This is a genomic window from Nitrosococcus wardiae (assembly GCF_004421105.1).
Taxonomy (GTDB): domain Bacteria; phylum Pseudomonadota; class Gammaproteobacteria; order Nitrosococcales; family Nitrosococcaceae; genus Nitrosococcus; species Nitrosococcus wardiae.
The window spans coordinates 1863633-1882541 of record NZ_CP038033.1 but is presented as its reverse complement, the minus strand read 5'-3'; the positions used below and the strand labels follow the sequence as shown (position 1 = coordinate 1882541).

Genomic DNA, 18909 nt, shown 5'->3' with positions numbered 1-18909 from the left:
GACCATCGGCTCGTTTTCCCATTTCTGTGGCCATTTAGTCCTGTTCCAGTTCGATATCGATACCGAGGGCACGAATTTCCTTTGTCAATACATTAAACGACTCAGGCATACCCGCTTCCATTCGGTAATCACCATCCACGATGTTCTTATACATCTTGGTACGCCCGTTCACATCATCAGATTTCACAGTGAGCATCTCCTGCAAAGTATAGGCAGCGCCATAGGATTCCAGGGCCCATACTTCCATCTCACCAAAACGCTGTCCACCAAACTGGGCTTTTCCACCCAGAGGCTGCTGAGTGACTAAGCTATAAGGGCCAGTCGACCGAGCATGCATTTTGTCATCAATCAAGTGATTGAGCTTAAGCATATGCATATACCCTACCGTTACCGGGCGGGCGAAAGCTTCTCCCGTTCTTCCATCATACAGCGTTGTTTGACCATTAGTAGGCAAATCAGCTAGCTCTAGCATCGCTTTGATTTCCTTCTCAGAAGCCCCATCAAATACCGGTGTTGCCATAGGAACACCATTACGCAGGTTGGTGGCCAGTTCCAATATCTCCTCATCCCTCAGAGAATTTAGGTCTTCTTTTTTGCCACTGGTGTTATACACCCGCTCCAGAAAACCACGCAATTCAGAAACTTGACTTCTTGAATCAAGGAGAGCGCCAATCCTTCGACCTAGGCCTTTTGCCGCCCATCCCAAATGAGTCTCCAGGATCTGGCCAATATTCATCCGAGAAGGCACCCCTAGGGGGTTAAGCACGATATCCACTGAGGTCCCATCTTCCATATAAGGCATGTCTTCAAGAGGCACGATAGTAGAAATCACGCCCTTATTCCCATGCCGACCAGCCATCTTATCGCCTGGCTGGATACGGCGTTTTACTGCCAAATAGACCTTTACCATTTTTTGGACACCGGGGGGCAGATCATGCCCAGAAGTAAGCTTGGCCCGCTGTTGCTGGAACTTTTCGTCCATTGCCGCCCGTTGCTCCTTTAGTTGCCCAGCAGCCCATTCCAGCTGTTTATCAGCTTCCTCACTACGCAGTCGAATCTCAAACCATCGATCCTTAGGCAAATCGGCAAGATAATTCATTGTGATCTTGCTACCCGCGCCTAATCCTGCCGGCCCTCCTTCGGCAATCTTACCCACCAATACTTTCTCTAAGCGCTGGTAGATATCTGCCTCTACGATACGAAACTCATCGCGCAAATCCTTTTTGATTTTAGCTAATTCCATCTCTTCTATCTGCAAGGCCCGGGAGTCTTTTTCCACACCATCACGGGTAAAGACCTGAACATCAATGACAGTGCCATGCATACCCGAAGGCACCCGTAGGGAAGTGTCCTTCACATCAGAAGCCTTTTCCCCAAAAATGGCTCGTAGCAGCTTCTCCTCCGGTGTCAATTGAGTTTCCCCTTTGGGAGTCACCTTGCCTACCAAAATATCACCGGGTTTGACTTCCGCACCGATATAAACAATACCCGCCTCGTCCAGCTTGGACAGAGCTGCTTCGCTTACATTGGGAATATCGCTGCTGATCTCTTCTGGGCCTAGCTTGGTGTCCCGAGCAAAGCAACTCAACTCTTCAATATGGATGGAAGTAAAACGTTCTTCTTCCACCACTCGCTCGGAGATAAGGATTGAGTCCTCGAAGTTATAGCCATTCCAGGGCATAAAGGCCACGAGAAGATTCTGCCCCAAAGCCAACTCACCCATATCTGTTGACGGACCATCTGCCAGGACATCACCCGCTGCCACAACCTCACCTGGTTTCACCAAGGGCCGCTGGTTAATACACGTATTTTGATTTGAGCGGGCGTACTTAGTGAGATTGTAAATATCAACCCCGGGCTCATCAGCAGCCGTTTCCTCATCATTGACTCGCACTACCACCCGGGCTGCATCCACAGAATCCACGACACCCCCACGGCGGGCAACCACCATGACCCCTGAATCGCGGGCCACAACCTTCTCAATACCCGTCCCCACTAAGGGGGTCTCCGCCCGCAAAGTAGGTACTGCCTGGCGTTGCATGTTAGATCCCATTAATGCACGATTAGCATCGTCGTGTTCTAAAAAGGGGATCAAAGATGCGGCTACCGATACAATCTGTTTAGGTGACACATCGATGTACTGCACCTTTTCCGGTGGCAAAAGCGTGAATTCATTCTTGTGGCGACAGGAAACGAGCATATCCACAAGGCGGCCTTCCTCATCAGCAGTCGCATTTGCTTGGGCAATCACATACTGTCCTTCCTCAATGGCCGACAGATATTCCACTTCGCCGGTCACCTTGCTTTCAACTACTTTTCGGTAAGGCGTCTCAATAAAACCATATCGATTAGTTCTAGCATAAACCGCTAAGGAATTGATCAAACCAATATTTGGACCTTCTGGTGTCTCAATGGGACAAACCCGGCCATAATGGGTAGGATGTACGTCACGCACTTCAAACCCCGCCCGCTCACGGGTGAGTCCTCCTGGCCCTAGGGCAGAAACCCGTCGCTTATGGGTTACCTCCGACAAAGGGTTGTTCTGGTCCATAAATTGCGACAGTTGGCTAGAACCAAAAAATTCCTTAATCGCTGCCGATACCGGTTTCGCATTAATTAATTCCTGGGGCATCAACCCTTCCGATTCAGCCAAGCTTAAGCGCTCCCGCACCGCCCGCTCGACCCGAACCAAGCCTACCCGAAATTGGTTCTCCGCCATCTCACCAACACTGCGCACTCGGCGGTTGCCCAGGTGGTCAACATCATCCACACTGCCATAACCGTTGCGGATATCAATTAAAGTCTTTATGACATCAACAATATCCTCTTTTGATAGAACCCCCAGGCCAACAATATCCTCTCTCCCAAGGCGACGATTAAACTTCATTCGCCCCACCGGAGAGAGATCGTAGCGTTCCGGATTGAAAAACAGATTTTGGAATAAATTCTGTGCCGCCTCCTTAGTCGGCGGCTCTCCAGGACGCATCACGCGGTAGATTTCCATTTGGGCCTCCAAAGGCGTGGTGGTAAGATCTAACCGCAAGGTATCAGAGATAAAAGGGCCACGATCTAACTCATTGGTATAGATAAGATCGAAGGATTGGATATCGGCGCCAGCTATGGCCTCCATTAACTCTGCTGTAATTTCATCATTGGCTCTAGCCAAGACTTCTCCGGTGTCAGTATCCACTAGATCTCGAGCCAGAATCTTCCCTATTAAAAATTCCTTGGGTGCAGACAGAGTCTCCATCCCCGCCTTTTCCATCTGCCTGATATGCCGTGCTGTAACCCGTCGCTCGGCTTCAACAATAACCTCACCATCTGGGCTGATAATATCAAAGGGCAGAGACTCACCGCGCAGCCGCTGAGGCAGCAAATCTAACAGGTAAACTGAACCCTGGTGATGAACCGTAATAGTTTCAAAGAACATCATCAGGATTTCCTCAGTGCTATAACCCAGGGCACGTAACAATATGGTTGCTAGCAATTTGCGCCGACGATCAATACGGGCATAGACGCAGTCTTTAGGATCAAATTCAAAATCTAGCCAAGATCCGCGATAGGGGATTATCCTAGCAGAGAAAAGTAATTTCCCTGAGGAATGGGTCTTTCCCTTATCATGCTCAAAAATGACTCCTGGAGAGCGATGTAATTGGGAGACGATAACCCGCTCTGTTCCGTTAATAACAAAATTCCCTTTTGGGGTCATCAAAGGAATTTCCCCCATGTAGACTTCTTGTTCTTTTACATCCTTGACAACTTGCTCGCTAGCAGGAGCCTCCTTGTCATAGATAACCAGGCGCAACTTAACCCGCAGTGGAGCCGCATAAGTCAAACCTCGTACTTGGCACTCCTTAACATCAAACGAGGGAGTACCAAGGTGATAACTGACATACTGGAGCTCCGCGTATTCTGTGTAGCTCTTGATGGGAAACACGCCCTGAAATGCTGCATGTAACCCTTTATCCTCCCGCTTATTGGGAGGCGCATCCATTTGTAAGAAATCACGGAAGGATTCAATTTGTGTTGCTAGCAAGAAGGGAGTTTTCAGTATACTATAAAGCTTGCCAAAATCTTTACGAATACGCTTCTTCTCGGTCAACGAGTAGGGCATCTTATCACCTCGGCGAGTGCCTGCTATCAAAAAAACCAGCAGCGGGTAAGGATAGCCACCGCGTTGCTGGCACTCTCTAGAGACGGGTCATCGCCTCTGCCAAGCACAGAGCTTGGGCAGAAGCTAAAGAAACGGAAAAAGGCTGGTGGCAGTAGCCACCAGCCAATTTTCCGTTCACACGGATAATAAACAATCGCGCTATCGCGTTATTTAACCTCGACGCTGGCGCCTGCCTCCTCTAACTGCTTTTTGATTTCCTCAGCTTCATCTTTAGAGATTCCTTCCTTAATCGCTGAAGGAGCGCCTTCCACCAAATCCTTAGCTTCCTTGAGGCCAAGACCGGTGATACCGCGCACAGCTTTAATGACTTGCACCTTATTAGAACCAAAGCTTGCCATTACCACATCAAACTCCGTTTTTTCTTCAGCTGCAGCCCCCGCCTCAGCACCGGCTGCAGGCGCAGCTACTGCAGCCACTGGCGCAGCGGCGCTAACGCCAAATTTTTCCTCCATGGCTTCAATCAATTCAACCACATCCATGACAGTCATATTCGAAATCGTTTCTAAGATTTCTTCTTTCGTTACAGCCATCGTTAACTCCGTAAACCTTTTGCCTAATACAGAATGTTGCCTAAGCTCCAAACAGCCTTCTAACCGCTAATCTAGGTCGCTTGTTTTTGATCCCGCACAGCAGCAACGGTGCGCACCAACTTCGCCGTTGGCTCAGCCAAGGTGCGGACAAACTTGCTGATTGGCGCTTGCAAAACGCCCATAAGCATAGCAATTGACTGCTCCTTAGTGGGCATTTCCGCTAGGGCCTTGACCTGCTCAGGGGGCAATAATCTACCCCCAACACAACCCATCTTCACTACAAGCTTGGCATGCTCCTTGCCAAAATCCCGAATCAGCCGCGCCGCAGCACTAGGCTCCTCGCGAGAAAACGCCAGCATCAAAGGTCCCCTTAAACCATCGCGCATGCACTCGAATTCGGTTCCTTCCAGGGCACGAGACGCTAACGTATTGCGTACTACACGCAGATAAACTTTTCCCTCGCGAGCAGCCGTCCTGAGCTTCGTCATCTCAGCAACAGTTAATCCACGATACTCAGCAGCAACAGCGGAATGAGCTTGAGAGGCAACTGCCGCCACTTCGGCAACAACAGCCTTTTTTGCTTCCAGATTAAGACTCAACCTTATTGCCTCCTTAATTAATCCCTGCCACATCCTTGTGTATAGATGAATACCCATTGGAGGTTGAACCATCCTTCAACCTTTTCCAATTACGGCAGCCGTTGCCACAACATTCCGTAGTAGTAGCAGGGCCTACCGTCTGCGCAGGCTGACTGGCATCCCGCCAACCCATTAAGCTCAATACGCCTGCGGTCTTAGACAGCCTACGATATATTCAGTAGGCGGCCCTCAAACACTCTCAAATAAGCAGAGCCCATCATAGAAACGATGAACTCAAATGTTAAAAAATCGCCCCGCTTAATCGGAAAGAGTCGCTTGTTCCACAGCTACACCGGGGCCCATAGTGGTAGACAAAGTCAGTTTTTTTAGGTACACGCCTTTCGCCGAGGCAGGCTTCAGCTTCCTGAGATCTTCAACTAAGGCTTGAAGATTTTGCTTAAGAGCAGCTACATCAAATGAGACCTTGCCAATTGAACAATGAATGATACCCGCTTTATCTGTCCGGTAACGAACCTGCCCCGCTTTAGCCTTGGTCACAGCACCGACTACATCAGTGGTCACCGTCCCCACCTTGGGATTGGGCATCAGCCCACGAGGACCTAGGATTGGACCCAACTGCCCCACTACGCGCATAGCATCTGGGGATGCAATGACCACATCAAAGTCGGTTTCGCCAGCCTTTACCTTCTCAGCTAAATCCTCAAGCCCAACGACATCAGCTCCTGCTTCTTTTGCTGCATCAAGATTAGCGCCTTGGGTAAAGACCGCTACACGCACTGTTTTACCGATGCCATTAGGCAATACTGTTGAACCCCGTACCACCTGATCAGACTTACGCGGGTCAACGCCAAGGTTAATAGCAGCGTCGACTGACTCTTCAAATTTAGCCGTTGCAGACTCTTTAAGCAGGCTTAAGGCTTCCTCCACCGAATAGAACTTCCCCGGCTCCAGTTTTTCCCGAATCCCAGCTAGCCGCTTACCCATTTTAGCCATGGCTTTTAGACTCCCTCCGTTTCCAGACCCATACTGCGTGCACTACCGGCAATGGTGCGAACGGCCGCATCCTTATCTGCGGCCGTCAAATCAGGCATTTTCGTTTCTGCAATCTCCTCTAGTTGGGCACGGGTAACCCTACCCACCTTATTGGTGTTAGGTTGGCTACTCCCAGAGGTGACTCCTGCTGCCTTTTTAAGCAACACCGAAGCTGGCGGTGTTTTGGTCACGAAGGTGAAACTACGATCAGAATAAACCGTAATCACCACCGGGATAGGCATCCCCTGCTCCAACCCCTGGGTCTGAGCATTAAACGTCTTACAGAACTCCATAATATTAACGCCACGTTGACCCAAAGCCGGGCCTACCGGAGGGCTTGGATTGGCCTGTCCAGCGGGTACTTGCAGCCTAATATAAGCTTCTATCTTCTTTGCCATGGTTTTGCTCCTATCGGGTGCAAGCGGCGCTCCCACCTCCCCGAAACCTTGTCCTCAGATAGCCAGTTTCCTAGCCACTGCAACTATCTCTTTTCAACTTGCCCAAAATCGAGTTCGACCGGAGTAGAGCGGCCAAAAATCAATACTGCCACTCGAAGTTTATTTTTCTCATAATTAACTTCTTCAACCACACCGTTGAAATCGGTAAAAGGTCCTTCTATCACACGCACCATTTCACCAGGCTCAAATAAAATTTTTGGTCTTGGCTGCTCTGCCCCTTCCCGGACCCGCTCTAGTATCTTTTCAGCTTCAGCATCCGTGATCGGCGCCGGTTTATCGCTAGTTCCCCCAATAAAACCAAGCACCCGAGGAACATCCCTTACCAAATGCCAGGCCTCATCGCTCATTTCCATTTGAACTAAGACATATCCAGGGAAGAACTTACGCTCACTTTTCCGCTTTTGGCCCTCGCGCATTTCAACGACTTCCTCGGTTGGCACCAGGATTTCTCCAAATTTTTCCTGCAGCCCATAACGGCGAATTCGCTCCTCAAGAGAGCGCTTTACTTGCTGCTCAAAGCCAGAGAAAGCCTGGACCACATACCAGCGCTTGGCCACTTCAACCCCCTACCCAGTCAATAGACGGACAATCCACATCAGCAGCGTGTCAAACAGCCATAGTATGCTTGCCATCACCATCACCATCAGCAAAACAATAAGCGTTGTACGAATGGTTTCTTGTCGTGTCGGCCAAACTACTTTACGAAATTCGGTTCGGGTCTCTCCAGCAAAACTCAGCGCAGCTTGACCCCGAGTTGTTTTTGCCAAGATTACCAACGAAATGCCTACTGCTGTAAGCAGTCCCAGCACACGCAAGAGCGTAGATTGCTCATTAAAATAATAAAATAACCCAATAGCGGTACCTAGCAACAATATTGCGACCGCAAGTTTAATGGTGTCTGCCATAATAATTTCGGAAACCAAAGACGGCGTTAATATATTTAATCTGGTAAAAAACCTTGCGTGAATACTTAACTAGATGGCAGGCCAGGAGGGAATCGAACCCCCAACCTGCGGTTTTGGAGACCGCCGCTCTGCCTATTGAGCTACTGGCCTAGTTAAAGTAAACAGAACTATTGACACAATAAGCGCTAGCAATAAGATAGGGGACAAAACAACCGAGTGAACTACTCAGATAATACTTCAAATCCGCCCCTGCTCCTAGTTTACTCGATAACTTTACTGACGACGCCGGCCCCTACCGTACGCCCTCCTTCACGGACGGCAAAACGCAAGCCCTCCTCCATGGCAATAGGCGCAATCAAACTGACCGTCATCTGAATATTATCCCCCGGCATCACCATCTCCACCCCCTCAGGCAAATCAATGGCACCGGTCACATCCGTGGTCCGAAAATAAAACTGCGGACGATACCCCGTAAAAAACGGCGTGTGACGGCCCCCCTCCTCCTTGGAAAGCACATACACCTCCGCATTAAACTTCGTGTGCGGCGTAATCGAGCCCGGCTTCGCAAGTACCTGCCCTCGCTCCACATCCTCGCGCTTGGTCCCCCGCAACAATACCCCCACGTTGTCACCCGCTCGACCCTCATCCAAGAGCTTGCGAAACATCTCCACTCCCGTACAGGTCGTCTTCTGCGTCTCCCGCATCCCTACGATCTCTATCTCCTCACCAACCTTGATAATCCCTCGCTCCACACGTCCCGTCACCACCGTCCCGCGGCCCGAAATCGAAAACACATCCTCTATCGGCATCAAAAACGGTTGGTCCACCGCACGCTGAGGCTCCGGTATGTACGCATCCATCGCCTCCACTAACTTCAATATCGACGGGATCCCTATCTCGCTCGTGTCCCCCTCCAAGGCCTTCAACGCACTGCCCACCACTATCGGTGTGTCATCCCCAGGAAACTGGTAGCTGTCCAACAGCTCCCGAACTTCCATCTCCACCAACTCCAGCAGCTCCGCATCGTCCACCATGTCCGCCTTGTTCAAATACACTAGTATGAACGGCACCCCCACCTGACGCGCCAACAAAATATGCTCCCGCGTCTGCGGCATCGGTCCATCCGCCGCCGATACCACCAATATCGCTCCGTCCATCTGCGCCGCACCCGTAATCATGTTCTTCACATAATCCGCATGCCCAGGACAGTCCACGTGCGCATAGTGCCGCGCCTCCGTCTCATACTCCACATGCGCTGTCGCTATCGTAATCCCTCGCTCCCGCTCCTCCGGCGCATTGTCAATCTGGTCGTAGGCCCTAAACTCCCCCCCATATTGCTCCGATAACACCCTCGTCAACGCCGCCGTTAACGTCGTCTTTCCATGGTCTACGTGACCAATCGTGCCTACGTTGATATGCGGCTTCTTCCGCTCAAATTTCGCCTTGGACATGGATGGATACCCCCTTACCTGAGAGTCACATAAACCTGACAACGCAATGATTGCGACATGACTATATTATTCAAAACTTTATTGGAGCCCATAACCGGATTTGAACCGGTGACCTCTTCCTTACCAAGGAAGTGCTCTACCGACTGAGCTATATGGGCGTAGTAACATCATACATTTACGGCAAACTCCAATCGGGACCAACATACCTAATCATGGAGCGGGCGATGGGAATCGAACCCACGTCATCAGCTTGGAAGGCTGAGGTTCTACCATTGAACTACGCCCGCCAATATATTAAGGATCAGCAGGATTCACTTAAGAGGCTGTTCCTCCCATCAATTGGAGCTGGTGGAGGGGGGAGGATTCGAACCTCCGAAGGCTGAGCCGTCAGATTTACAGTCTGATCCCTTTGACCGCTCGGGAACCCCTCCCAGACGTAAACACAATATTCTTGTGCATCCTCGCCGTAATGTCAATACTAGATACGCTTCCAAGTTTAATCTAAGTAGATCATAACCCCTAACGGTGATTACCTATCCCCCCATTACGATAGCGGCATTTTAATACATAAAATAGGCATTTTACCGAGATTGGAGATTTAAAGCTATGGCTCAAAAAGGAATACTGGTTACCGGCGGTGCAGGCTACATTGGCAGCCATGTGGTCCAGCAGTTAACGGCGATGTCTCATCGTGTCGTCGTCCTAGATAACCTCTCAACGGGTTTTGCCGATGCTGTTATCAAGGCCAATCTCGTGGTTGGGAATACCAAAGATAGTGAACTGGTAAGAAATCTTCTGAAAGAATATCAAGTGGACACCGTGATGCATTTTGCTGCCCACACTGTTGTCCCGGAATCCGTTGCCAATCCACTCAAGTATTATGCCAATAACACTTGCTACACCCGTAATCTCCTAGAGTGCTGCGCGGCAGCGGGCGTAAAATACTTTATCTTTTCTTCCACAGCAGCCACTTACGGTATCCCCTCTACTCCCCTGGTCACCGAGGATACTCCTACTGCCCCTATCAATCCCTATGGCACTTCCAAGCTAATGAGTGAATGGATGCTACGCGATTTATCTCAAGCAAGCAATCTTAACTATGTAATTCTTCGCTATTTTAACGTCGCTGGCTCCGACCCCACTGGCCATATTGGCCAATCAACCCGTGAAGCCACATTACTCATTAAAGTTGCTTGTGAGGCTGCGGTAGGAAAGCGAGATCAAATATATATCTTTGGTACCGATTACCCCACTCCCGATGGCACAGGAATCCGCGATTATATTCATGTAGAGGATTTGGCGAGAGCCCATATTTTAGCCCTCGATTATCTTAAACAGGGCGGCCAATCCACTATTCTAAACTGTGGCTACGGCCATGGCTATAGTGTCCGCGAAGTGCTTGACGCTGTCCAGCGCGTTCATGGCCATCCTTTAAAAATAGTGGAATGTTCCCGCCGCCCCGGCGATCCACCCCGCTTAATCGCTGCTGCTGAACAAGTGCGGGGCGTATTAGGTTGGCAACCGCAATATGATAACCTGGATTTTATCGTCAAAACTTCGCTAGACTGGGAATATAAACTGCTAGCACGCGGCTGACACAGAGGGTAAACATTGTAATTGTAAAGGAGAGGGGGAGCCTTCCATTTGACACTCTTTTAAGCGGCGCATAGTGTGGAGTACGGTTCTTGGTGTAGAATCTAAAATCTAAAGCTAAGAAATAAGAGGAGCATAAGCCTTTGGAACAGTTTCGAGGCACAACTATTCTCTCAGTGCGACGCCAAGAGCAAGTTGTCATCGGGGGTGACGGCCAAGTGAGCATGAACGATATTGTCATGAAAGGCAATGCCCGTAAGGTGCGGCGCCTATTTCATGGACAAGTCATCGCTGGCTTTGCAGGCGGGACAGCGGATGCTTTTACACTCTTTGAACGCTTTGAGGCTAAATTGGAAAAGCACCAAGGCAACCTAACCCGCGCTGCCGTAGAATTAGCCAAGGACTGGCGTTCTGATCGCGCTCTCAGGCGGCTGGAAGCCCTACTGGCCGTGGCTAACCTCAAAGCCTCTTATATTATCTCGGGGAATGGCGATGTCATTGAACCCGAATATGGCTTGATAGCCATTGGCTCAGGCGGTCCTTATGCCCAAGCAGCAGCCCGTGCTCTACTTGAAAATACTGACCTCGGCGCCCGTGCCATTACCGAAAAAGCACTGAATATTGCTGCTGATATCTGTATTTATACCAACAGCTACCTAACCATCGAAGAACTCTCCGGTTGAAATTCCTAAAACAAGACATTATGCCCGAACTCACCCCTCGACAAATCGTTCAGGAACTCGATAAACATATTATCGGCCAAACCGCGGCTAAACGAGCTGTAGCCGTAGCTCTCCGCAATCGCTGGCGTCGACGCCAGGTGAGTGAAGAGCTGCGCCATGAGATCACCCCCAAAAACATTCTCATGATTGGTCCCACCGGCGTGGGGAAAACCGAAATTGCTCGACGTCTTGCAAAGCTAGCCAATGCTCCTTTTATGAAAGTCGAAGCGACTAAATTCACCGAAGTGGGCTATGTTGGCCGAGATGTGGAATCGATTATCCGTGATCTGGTGGACATTGCCATCAAAATGACTCGCGAACAGGAAATGGCTAAGGTCCGCGACCGGGCTGAGGATGCGGCAGAGGAGCGAATCTTGAATGCCCTCTTACCCCCCTCGCGGGCGGTGGCTAGCGAAGCAACAGAGGGAGAATCAAATACTCGGCAAAAATTCCGCAAAATGCTGCGGGAGGGAAAATTAGATGACCGGGAAATTGAAGTAGAATTAGCGGCTGTTTCCATGGGAGTGGAAATTATGGCCCCTCCTGGTATGGAGGAAATGACCAGTCAGCTCCAGAATATGTTCCAACATCTTGGCGGTACCCGTACCCGTACCCGTCGACTGCGGGTCCGTGAGGCGTTCAAACTTCTGACTGAAGAAGAGGCCGGGAAACTCATTAACGATGAGGACTTAAAAGCGCGCGCCCTGGAAAATGTAGAACAGAATGGTATTGTTTTTCTCGACGAGATGGACAAAATCGCCAAGCGCTCAGAAGTCTCTGGTACGGACGTCTCCCGTGAGGGTGTACAGCGTGACTTACTCCCGATGGTAGAGGGAAGTACGGTCTCCACGAAACATGGTATGGTGAGGACCGACCACATCCTATTTATTGCTTCAGGTGCCTTTCATCTAGCCAAACCTTCAGATCTCATCCCAGAGTTGCAAGGGCGTCTACCCATTCGGGTCGAACTTAGCGCCCTTAGTGTGAATGATTTTGTGCGTATCTTGACCGAGCCCAGTGCCTCTCTTACTGAGCAATATACCGCTCTATTGAAGACTGAGGGAGTCTCCTTGTACTTCACCGAAGACGGAATTGCACGCATTGCCCAAATTGCTTGGCACGTCAATGAGCGTACAGAGAATATTGGTGCCCGGCGCCTGCATACCGTCATGGAACGCCTGTTAGAGGGACTCTCCTTTGAAGCGGAAGAGCATGCCAGTCGAGAAGTCACCATTAACACCGCCTATGTAGACACACAACTAGCTGATTTGGCCCAGGACGAAGATCTCTCACGCTATATCCTCTAAAAGCCCCTAGCAACTCCTCTAGCCTCAAAATTATGGCAACACAGCACCCTCAACCCACAGAGATCAAGCTCCGCCGAAACTCCCGCGTCCTTGAACTCTGCTTTGACGATGGTGCTCACTTTACGCTTCCCTGTGAATTTCTGCGGGTGTACTCTCCCTCAGCCGAGGTCCGGGGACATAGCCCAGGACAAGAGATCTTACTCATCGGCAAAGAAAGCGTTAATATCAAAGATATCGAGCCCGTCGGCAATTATGCAATTAAACTCCGCTTTGATGACGGACACGATACTGGCCTTTACTCCTGGGGATACCTCTATAAACTAGGACAAGAGCAAGTCCCCCTTTGGCAGCAATATTTAGATCGCTTGCAGCAAGCGGGTTATCAACGCAGGCAACCTGGAATAAAAGGTTCAAGTACGGACTAAATCAAGAATGGAGCAAGAAAAAATAACCCACTTTGGTTTTCAGGAGGTCCCTGTAGAGGAAAAAGCACATAAGGTCGCCGAAGTTTTTCACTCTGTCGCTAGCCGTTATGATCTGATGAACGACCTTATGTCCCTCGGTATCCACCGCCTGTGGAAGCGTTTTGTTATCGAACTCAGTGGTGTTCGACCTGGCATGCGAGTCCTAGACTTAGCAGGCGGCACGGGAGATCTGGTTAAAGTATTCGCTGACCGTGTCGGCAACAAGGGCCAAGTGGTCCTCGCGGACATCAATTCAAGCATGCTGGAGAAAGGCCGAGAGCGGCTAACGAACCTGGGCAAGGTAGGCAATCTAAGCTACGTACAGGCCAACGCAGAAAACTTGCCTTTCCCTGCCAATTATTTTGATCGAATCACTATCGCTTTTGGCCTACGCAACGTCACCCAAAAAGAAACCGCTTTACATTCCATGTACCAAACCTTGAAGCCAGGTGGCCAACTCCTAGTGCTGGAATTTTCCAAACCCGCACCTTGGTTGGCTCCTGCCTATGACGCCTATTCTTTTTGGGCTTTGCCGCGAATTGGCAAATGGGTGACCGGAGATGCGGAGAGTTATCGCTATTTAGTAGAATCTATTCGCCGGCATCCGGATCAGGAAACCCTCTGCACCCTGATGCAATCTGCAGGATTCGATTACTGTGATTTTCATAACTTAAGCCAGGGCATCGTTGCCCTCCATAGAGGCTATAAATACTGACCCGATGGGGTCAGGACGGTTGCCCTAAGTTTTTATTACCAAGCAATGTTTTTCATTATCCTTATATAGGCCTGGGACCCATAGGACACCACACCGTGTATGTGCCCTCTATTTTACTAGCCCCCTTTGAGGCCTCGATTAACGCCTCTTTACGTCTTGATCCTGATAGCTTGGCCCGGGTGGCCGCCCTGTCAGGTCGCTGCATTGCCGTGGAGCTTCGCGGTCTGGATTTGCAAATTTTCGTTGAGCCGACCGCTGACGGCATCTCTTTGGATACCTCCAGCGATTTGCCCCCAACGGCGACCCTCTCAGGCACGCCTCTGGGTCTTTTACGGATGGCGGCTGCTCCCGCCGATTCTAGCCTCTTGCTTGCCGGTGAGATACAAATCCACGGCGATGTAGAACTTGGTCGGCAACTCAGAACGCTGCTCCAGAACCTTGACCTCGACTGGGAAGAATTATTGTCACGCTATACGGGAGATATTTTGGCCCATCAAATCGGGAATGGGATACGGAGCTTTAGGGCTTGGAGCCAACAGGCCACCAGAGTCCTCGGTCAAGATCTAGCGGAATACTTACGCGAAGAAGCCCGATTGCTGCCTGATCGTAGCGAAGTCGCCCCCTTTCTCGATACCATCGACGCTCTTCGGGCCGATTTAGAGCGATTGGAAGCGCGCGTTCAACGATTACAGCAGCAGCCATGAATTTAATTCGTCAGTTTCTGCGCTTAGCGTATATTAATTGGACCCTGCTGCGCCACGGATTGGATGAGGTTATCCTCGCCACACGTCTGTTTCGTCCCTTACGATTTTTGATGTACATTACCCCCGGGTACTGGCGTAAAACTGCCACTACTGCACCACGGGGAGTACGAATCCGCCATACCCTGGAAGATCTTGGGCCTATCTTCGTCAAATTCGGCCAACTGTTATCCACTCGCCGGGATCTATTAGCCGACGATATCGCTGAAGAACTCACTTTACTGCAAGATCGCGTGGCGCCCTTCCCCAGCGAAGAGGCGAAAGAAATTATCGAAACGGCCTATGGCCAGCGTCTTTCCGAAGTCTTTGCTATTTTTGAGGAGGAACCTCTAGCATCAGCCTCTATTGCTCAAGTTTACGCCGCTCAGCTACATGATGGAAGCAAGGTCGTCGTTAAGGTCGTGCGGCCAGGAATCAAACGGGTTATCCAAGGCGATGTGGATCTTCTTTATATGTTAGCAGGCCTCGCCGAACGATATTGGTCGGAAGGACCGCGATTACGTCCTCGCGAAATCGTGGCAGAATTAGAAAAGAATTTATATGACGAGTTAGACATGCTCCGAGAGGGAGCTTCCGCTTCTCAATTACGACGCAATTTCATCGGTTCCACTAAACTCTATGTGCCCCTGGTGTATTGGCATTACACCCGCCTTAATGTACTCGTCATGGAGCAAGTTCAAGGCATCCCTATTGGTAATATCAATGAGCTGCGGCGTCAGGGAATAAATTTCAAACGGCTTGCCGAAACCGGTGTAGAAATCTTCTTTACTCAGGTTTTTCGCCATAACTTTTTTCACGCCGACATGCACCCGGGGAATATCTTAGTCTCCGCCGATAATCCCCAAAACCCCTATTATATTGCCCTTGACTTTGGCATCATGGGGACTTTAGGACCCGAAGACCAACGCTACCTGGCAGAGAATTTCCTGGCCTTTTTCAACCATAACTACCGGCGTGTGGCTGAACTTCATGTGGATGCCGGTTGGGTTCCCGTCGGCACCCGGGTTGATGAGTTTGAGTCTGCCATTCGCAGCGTTTGCGAACCTATCTTTGACCGCCCCTTGAAGGAAATCTCCTTTGGTCAGCTACTCACCCGGTTATTTCAAACCGCCCGTCGCTTCCATATGGAGGTCCAACCTCAACTGGTATTACTACAAAAAACCTTGTTGAATATTGAGGGCCTAGGCCGTGACCTCTATCCAGAGTTGGACCTATGGCAAACTGCCAAGCCTATCTTGGAGCGCTGGATGAGCGAGCAGGCGGGTCCCCATGCCGCCTATAACAATCTACGGCAAAATGCTCCCCGATGGTCGAATGCCTTACCTGAACTTCCCTTGCTCATCCACGAGATCACAAAACAAGCCAGCAAAGGGCAGTTGCAGGTACGCGTCTCTGCCGATGATCTCAAAGAATTGCATCAAGAGATACGCCGCGCGAGCTTGCGCACCACGACAGCTATAGCAGGGGCAGCTCTTTTGATAGGGGCAGCCACCATCTATGGGCTGAGCGATTATACCCCGATTATATTAGCGGGAGCGCCTCTCCTCAGTTGGCTATTGGCAGGCGTGGGTTTCATATTCATCATTGTAGCCTGGCGTTTAGAGCGAAATTAAGTCAGAAAGGCCAGAATTCCACGCTCTCCGCCCCAACCCCAATGAGGGGAAATGGTCACGAAGCACTCTCCCCCCATCGGGCCAGCAGGTGCTGTTCTACCCCCATATGATCCAGAATCCGTGCGACAATAAAATCGACCAAGTCCTCAACCCGGCGAGGTTGATGGTAAAAGCCCGGATTTGCAGGAAGAATAACCGCACCCAACCGAGCTAGACTCAGCATATTTTCCAAATGGATGACCGAAAAAGGCGCTTCCCGAGGTACTAGGATCAGCTTGCGCTGCTCTTTAATCATGACATCTGCGGCTCGCTCGATAAGATTATCATTGGCACTGCGGGCAATAGCCGAAATAGCCCCTACCGTGCAGGGACAAACCACCATCGATTGAATGCGGTGGGAACCGCTAGCTAGGGGGGCGGTCCACTGGATCTCACTATAGCAATGAAGTAATTCAGGCGCTACCGAAAAATGGGCCGCTAAGTATCTTTGCAAATCCCGGGGTCGGGGGGGAAAACGCAAATCAGTTTCCATGGCCACTACCGTCTGAGCTGCACTAGAGACCAAAAGATGCACAGACACCTCTGTCTTGAGCAAACACTCTAATAACCGCAACCCATAGACAACACCGGAAGCACCCGTCATCGCCACCGCCACCTCCCTAGGGTTCATTGTCCTCCCCCTTGTAAGGCCGTGATCAGTCGTTGATGAATATGGCCAAACCCCCCGTTACTCATAATGACGATATGGTCACCCCCTTGGGCCTGGGTACATAAATTATCCACAATCGCCTGAATATCAACGAATACGGAGGCCTTAGCTCCAAGAGAGTGAATCACGGGCGCTAAGGACCAAGCAAGATCAGGAGGTTGGTACAAAAGCACCTGGTCCGCCAAGGTTAATGCGGGCGCTAAGCTATCCTTATGAATACCTAATTTCATGGTGTTGGATCGAGGTTCCAACACGGCAATGAGCCGAGCTTCGCCAACCCGCGCCCGCAATCCGGCCAAAGTCTTAGCAATGGCTGTGGGGTGGTGGGCAAAATCATCATAGATCATCACTCCATTCACCTTACCACGGACTTCTAGACGCCGTCGCACCCCTTGGAATTGTTCTAGCGCCTGACAAGCCTGTTCAATGGATACCCCGGCATGATGCGCAGCACCGATGGCCGCCAAACCATTAGCCACATTATGGTGACCGAGCAACGACCAAGAGACCTGACTCTGGTAGGAATCCTCACACCACACTTCAAAGCGGCTGCCATCGTCTGCCACGGCATGAGCGGTCAAAGCACCGCCCTTCTCTTGGGCCATACCAATATGAGCAACCGGGGTCCAACAACCCAGGGATAATACGGCTTCCAAAGCATTGTCCCCTGATGGCGCAAGGATAAGCCCATTACTGGGTACCGTGCGCACGAGGTAGTGAAACTGCTGCTGGATGGCTTCTAGGTGGGGAAAGATATCGGCGTGATCATATTCCAGGTTGTTGAGGATCAGTGTCCGGGGACGGTAATGGATAAACTTGGAGCGTTTATCGAAAAACGCCGTATCATATTCATCGGCTTCGACCACGAAATAAGGGCTCCGGCCCAGCTGGGCCGAAACACCAAAATTTCTGGGAACTCCACCGATAAGATACCCCGGCCCATGACCTGCGTATTCTAATATCCAAGCCAAAAGGCTACTAGTGGTGGTCTTGCCGTGGGTACCGGCTACCGCCAACACCCACCGCCCCTGTAAAACTTGCTCAGCTAGCCACTGGGGTCCCGAAGTATAAGGTAACCCCTTCGCAAGGACATATTCGACAGCAGGATTACCGCGAGAAAGGGCGTTGCCCACCACCACCAAATCCGGGGTAGGGTCTAAGGCCGCCGGCTCATAACCCTCATGAACCCCAATTCCCCCGGCCTGCAATTGCTCGCTCATAGGAGGATAAACGTGGGCATCAGAACCGCTGACATGAAACCCACACTCTCGCGCTAACAGCGCCAATCCAGCCATAAAGGTGCCACAAATCCCAAGAATGTGGAGGTGCATCAACGGCGTCTCGCTTAAGCAGGGGGAAAAAGAAAATTCATTACTTGAATAGAGACCAAGGCATAAATTACCGCGATGAGGATTCCCACCGTAAAGGAGACCGACAAGGCCTGACGCATAATATGGGCCGTTACCGCTAGACTCCAAATCATGAGTCCAAACAGCAACAGGGAGACCACCCCAGGCGGAAGCCCAGCTTGCTGCGCCGCATCAAGCCATAGCAGCAAGGGCAGCGCTAGAACGCCAAGAATAATTCCCGCCCCCGTGAGGGCAATTAAAGTCTGCTGTAAACGGGCCCCGTAACCCCGCACGGCCAGTAACCCACCGGTCATACCGATTAACAGGGCGGTATCGACGGCGCTTGACAGCAACCCATCGGCAAACTCCAAATGAAGTATGGAGATCAACCAACCTATACCCAAATAGGCCAACAGGGTTTGGGTCAACAAAACCGATGAAGGGGGCGCATCAGCAGGTCCTGAACGCAATAAACACAAGGATACAAAATATCTCAGCATCTGAAAAAAACCATTTTTCAAAGGAGA

At 50.6% G+C, this 18909-nt stretch carries 18 protein-coding genes and 4 tRNA genes; 7 read left to right on the top strand and 15 right to left on the bottom strand.

Annotated elements, in window-relative coordinates; translation table 11 throughout:
• Positions 1–34: 34 nt before the first annotated feature.
• The 12 genes from rpoB to E3U44_RS09075 all read right to left on the bottom strand — a co-directional run bounded on the left by rpoB (position 35) and on the right by E3U44_RS09075 (position 9580).
• Positions 35–4114, bottom strand: a complete 4080-nt coding sequence (gene rpoB, locus E3U44_RS09130; RefSeq protein ID WP_134357850.1) for a DNA-directed RNA polymerase subunit beta — start codon at positions 4112–4114, stop codon at positions 35–37.
• A 206-nt stretch (positions 4115–4320) separates the two neighbouring features.
• The gene (gene rplL / locus E3U44_RS09125) at positions 4321–4704 is read right to left on the bottom strand and encodes a 50S ribosomal protein L7/L12 (RefSeq protein WP_134357849.1); all 384 of its coding nucleotides are present in this window, start codon (positions 4702–4704) and stop codon (positions 4321–4323) included.
• A 71-nt stretch (positions 4705–4775) separates the two neighbouring features.
• Positions 4776–5303 carry a 50S ribosomal protein L10 gene (gene rplJ, locus E3U44_RS09120; RefSeq protein WP_134357848.1) on the bottom strand — a complete coding sequence of 176 codons (528 nt, stop codon included), beginning with the start codon at positions 5301–5303 and terminating at the stop codon, positions 4776–4778.
• Positions 5304–5600: 297 nt separating this feature from the next.
• Entirely contained in the window at positions 5601–6296 is a 696-nt protein-coding gene (gene rplA / locus E3U44_RS09115) for a 50S ribosomal protein L1 (protein ID WP_134357847.1), read from the bottom strand.
• Positions 6297–6301: 5 nt separating this feature from the next.
• A complete protein-coding gene (gene rplK, locus E3U44_RS09110) occupies positions 6302–6733 on the bottom strand; it encodes a 50S ribosomal protein L11 (RefSeq protein WP_134357846.1) in 432 nt (143 codons plus the stop codon).
• A gap of 83 nt (positions 6734–6816) precedes the next feature.
• Complete coding sequence (gene nusG, locus E3U44_RS09105; protein ID WP_134357845.1) at positions 6817–7350, bottom strand: transcription termination/antitermination protein NusG; 534 nt, start codon at positions 7348–7350, stop codon at positions 6817–6819.
• Positions 7351–7359: 9 nt separating this feature from the next.
• The gene (gene secE / locus E3U44_RS09100) at positions 7360–7698 is read right to left on the bottom strand and encodes a preprotein translocase subunit SecE (RefSeq protein ID WP_134357844.1); all 339 of its coding nucleotides are present in this window, start codon (positions 7696–7698) and stop codon (positions 7360–7362) included.
• 74 nt (positions 7699–7772) lie between these two features.
• Positions 7773–7848: transfer RNA gene (locus E3U44_RS09095), tRNA-Trp, on the bottom strand.
• A 110-nt stretch (positions 7849–7958) separates the two neighbouring features.
• Positions 7959–9149 carry an elongation factor Tu gene (gene tuf, locus E3U44_RS09090; RefSeq protein ID WP_134357843.1) on the bottom strand — a complete coding sequence of 397 codons (1191 nt, stop codon included), beginning with the start codon at positions 9147–9149 and terminating at the stop codon, positions 7959–7961.
• A gap of 82 nt (positions 9150–9231) precedes the next feature.
• Positions 9232–9307, bottom strand: a tRNA-Thr gene (locus tag E3U44_RS09085).
• Positions 9308–9362: 55 nt separating this feature from the next.
• Positions 9363–9436, bottom strand: a tRNA-Gly gene (locus tag E3U44_RS09080).
• Positions 9437–9495: 59 nt separating this feature from the next.
• Positions 9496–9580 (bottom strand) — tRNA-Tyr (locus E3U44_RS09075).
• 175 nt (positions 9581–9755) lie between these two features.
• On the opposite strand from E3U44_RS09075, the gene galE reads away from it, so the two are divergent.
• The 7 genes from galE (at position 9756) to ubiB (ending at position 16324) form a co-directional block, all read left to right on the top strand.
• Positions 9756–10745, top strand: a complete 990-nt coding sequence (galE, locus tag E3U44_RS09070) for a UDP-glucose 4-epimerase GalE (protein ID WP_134357842.1) — start codon at positions 9756–9758, stop codon at positions 10743–10745.
• Between the two features lie 140 nt (positions 10746–10885).
• Complete coding sequence (gene hslV, locus E3U44_RS09065; RefSeq protein WP_134357841.1) at positions 10886–11425, top strand: ATP-dependent protease subunit HslV; 540 nt, start codon at positions 10886–10888, stop codon at positions 11423–11425.
• A 20-nt stretch (positions 11426–11445) separates the two neighbouring features.
• Entirely contained in the window at positions 11446–12771 is a 1326-nt protein-coding gene (hslU, locus tag E3U44_RS09060) for an ATP-dependent protease ATPase subunit HslU (protein WP_134357840.1), read from the top strand.
• A gap of 32 nt (positions 12772–12803) precedes the next feature.
• On the top strand, positions 12804–13196 hold the full coding sequence (locus E3U44_RS09055) for a gamma-butyrobetaine hydroxylase family protein (RefSeq protein WP_206054937.1): 393 nt from the start codon (positions 12804–12806) through the stop codon (positions 13194–13196).
• A gap of 7 nt (positions 13197–13203) precedes the next feature.
• The gene (ubiE, locus tag E3U44_RS09050) at positions 13204–13950 is read left to right on the top strand and encodes a bifunctional demethylmenaquinone methyltransferase/2-methoxy-6-polyprenyl-1,4-benzoquinol methylase UbiE (RefSeq protein ID WP_134357838.1); all 747 of its coding nucleotides are present in this window, start codon (positions 13204–13206) and stop codon (positions 13948–13950) included.
• 95 nt (positions 13951–14045) lie between these two features.
• Positions 14046–14654: a ubiquinone biosynthesis accessory factor UbiJ gene (locus tag E3U44_RS09045; protein ID WP_134357837.1), complete on the top strand. Its 609-nt coding sequence runs from the start codon at positions 14046–14048 to the stop codon at positions 14652–14654.
• Entirely contained in the window at positions 14651–16324 is a 1674-nt protein-coding gene (gene ubiB, locus E3U44_RS09040; RefSeq protein ID WP_134357836.1) for a ubiquinone biosynthesis regulatory protein kinase UbiB, read from the top strand. The genes E3U44_RS09045 and ubiB overlap by 4 nt, the downstream gene beginning before the upstream one ends.
• A gap of 55 nt (positions 16325–16379) precedes the next feature.
• Here ubiB and E3U44_RS09035 read toward each other — a convergent pair whose 3' ends face one another.
• Genes E3U44_RS09035 through E3U44_RS09025 form a run of 3 tightly spaced genes read right to left on the bottom strand, consistent with a single transcriptional unit; the run spans position 16380 to position 18882 of the window.
• A complete protein-coding gene (locus E3U44_RS09035; RefSeq protein ID WP_134357835.1) occupies positions 16380–16994 on the bottom strand; it encodes a flavin prenyltransferase UbiX in 615 nt (204 codons plus the stop codon).
• Positions 16991–18364 (bottom strand): UDP-N-acetylmuramate:L-alanyl-gamma-D-glutamyl-meso-diaminopimelate ligase, encoded by a 1374-nt coding sequence (gene mpl, locus E3U44_RS09030; RefSeq protein ID WP_134359739.1) that lies wholly within the window; start codon positions 18362–18364, stop codon positions 16991–16993. The genes E3U44_RS09035 and mpl overlap by 4 nt, the downstream gene beginning before the upstream one ends.
• Before the next feature lie 14 nt (positions 18365–18378).
• Positions 18379–18882 carry a hypothetical protein gene (locus E3U44_RS09025; protein WP_134357834.1) on the bottom strand — a complete coding sequence of 168 codons (504 nt, stop codon included), beginning with the start codon at positions 18880–18882 and terminating at the stop codon, positions 18379–18381.
• Positions 18883–18909: the final 27 nt, after the last annotated feature.

Excerpts from the sequence above, each read along its gene's own strand:
- rpoB (WP_134357850.1), bottom strand. The coding sequence starts at position 4,114 with ATGCCCTACTCGTTGACCGAGAAGAAGCGTATTCGTAAAGATTTTGGC.
- rplL (WP_134357849.1), bottom strand. The coding sequence starts at position 4,704 with ATGGCTGTAACGAAAGAAGAAATCTTAGAAACGATTTCGAATATGACT.
- rplA (WP_134357847.1), bottom strand. The coding sequence starts at position 6,296 with ATGGCTAAAATGGGTAAGCGGCTAGCTGGGATTCGGGAAAAACTGGAG.
- rplK (WP_134357846.1), bottom strand. The coding sequence starts at position 6,733 with ATGGCAAAGAAGATAGAAGCTTATATTAGGCTGCAAGTACCCGCTGGA.
- secE (WP_134357844.1), bottom strand. The coding sequence starts at position 7,698 with ATGGCAGACACCATTAAACTTGCGGTCGCAATATTGTTGCTAGGTACC.
- tuf (WP_134357843.1), bottom strand. The coding sequence starts at position 9,149 with ATGTCCAAGGCGAAATTTGAGCGGAAGAAGCCGCATATCAACGTAGGC.
- galE (WP_134357842.1), top strand. The coding sequence starts at position 9,756 with ATGGCTCAAAAAGGAATACTGGTTACCGGCGGTGCAGGCTACATTGGC.
- hslU (WP_134357840.1), top strand. The coding sequence starts at position 11,446 with ATGCCCGAACTCACCCCTCGACAAATCGTTCAGGAACTCGATAAACAT.
- E3U44_RS09055 (WP_206054937.1), top strand. The coding sequence starts at position 12,804 with ATGGCAACACAGCACCCTCAACCCACAGAGATCAAGCTCCGCCGAAAC.
- ubiE (WP_134357838.1), top strand. The coding sequence starts at position 13,204 with ATGGAGCAAGAAAAAATAACCCACTTTGGTTTTCAGGAGGTCCCTGTA.
- ubiB (WP_134357836.1), top strand. The coding sequence starts at position 14,651 with ATGAATTTAATTCGTCAGTTTCTGCGCTTAGCGTATATTAATTGGACC.
- E3U44_RS09035 (WP_134357835.1), bottom strand. The coding sequence starts at position 16,994 with ATGAACCCTAGGGAGGTGGCGGTGGCGATGACGGGTGCTTCCGGTGTT.
- mpl (WP_134359739.1), bottom strand. The coding sequence starts at position 18,364 with ATGCACCTCCACATTCTTGGGATTTGTGGCACCTTTATGGCTGGATTG.
- E3U44_RS09025 (WP_134357834.1), bottom strand. The coding sequence starts at position 18,882 with ATGCTGAGATATTTTGTATCCTTGTGTTTATTGCGTTCAGGACCTGCT.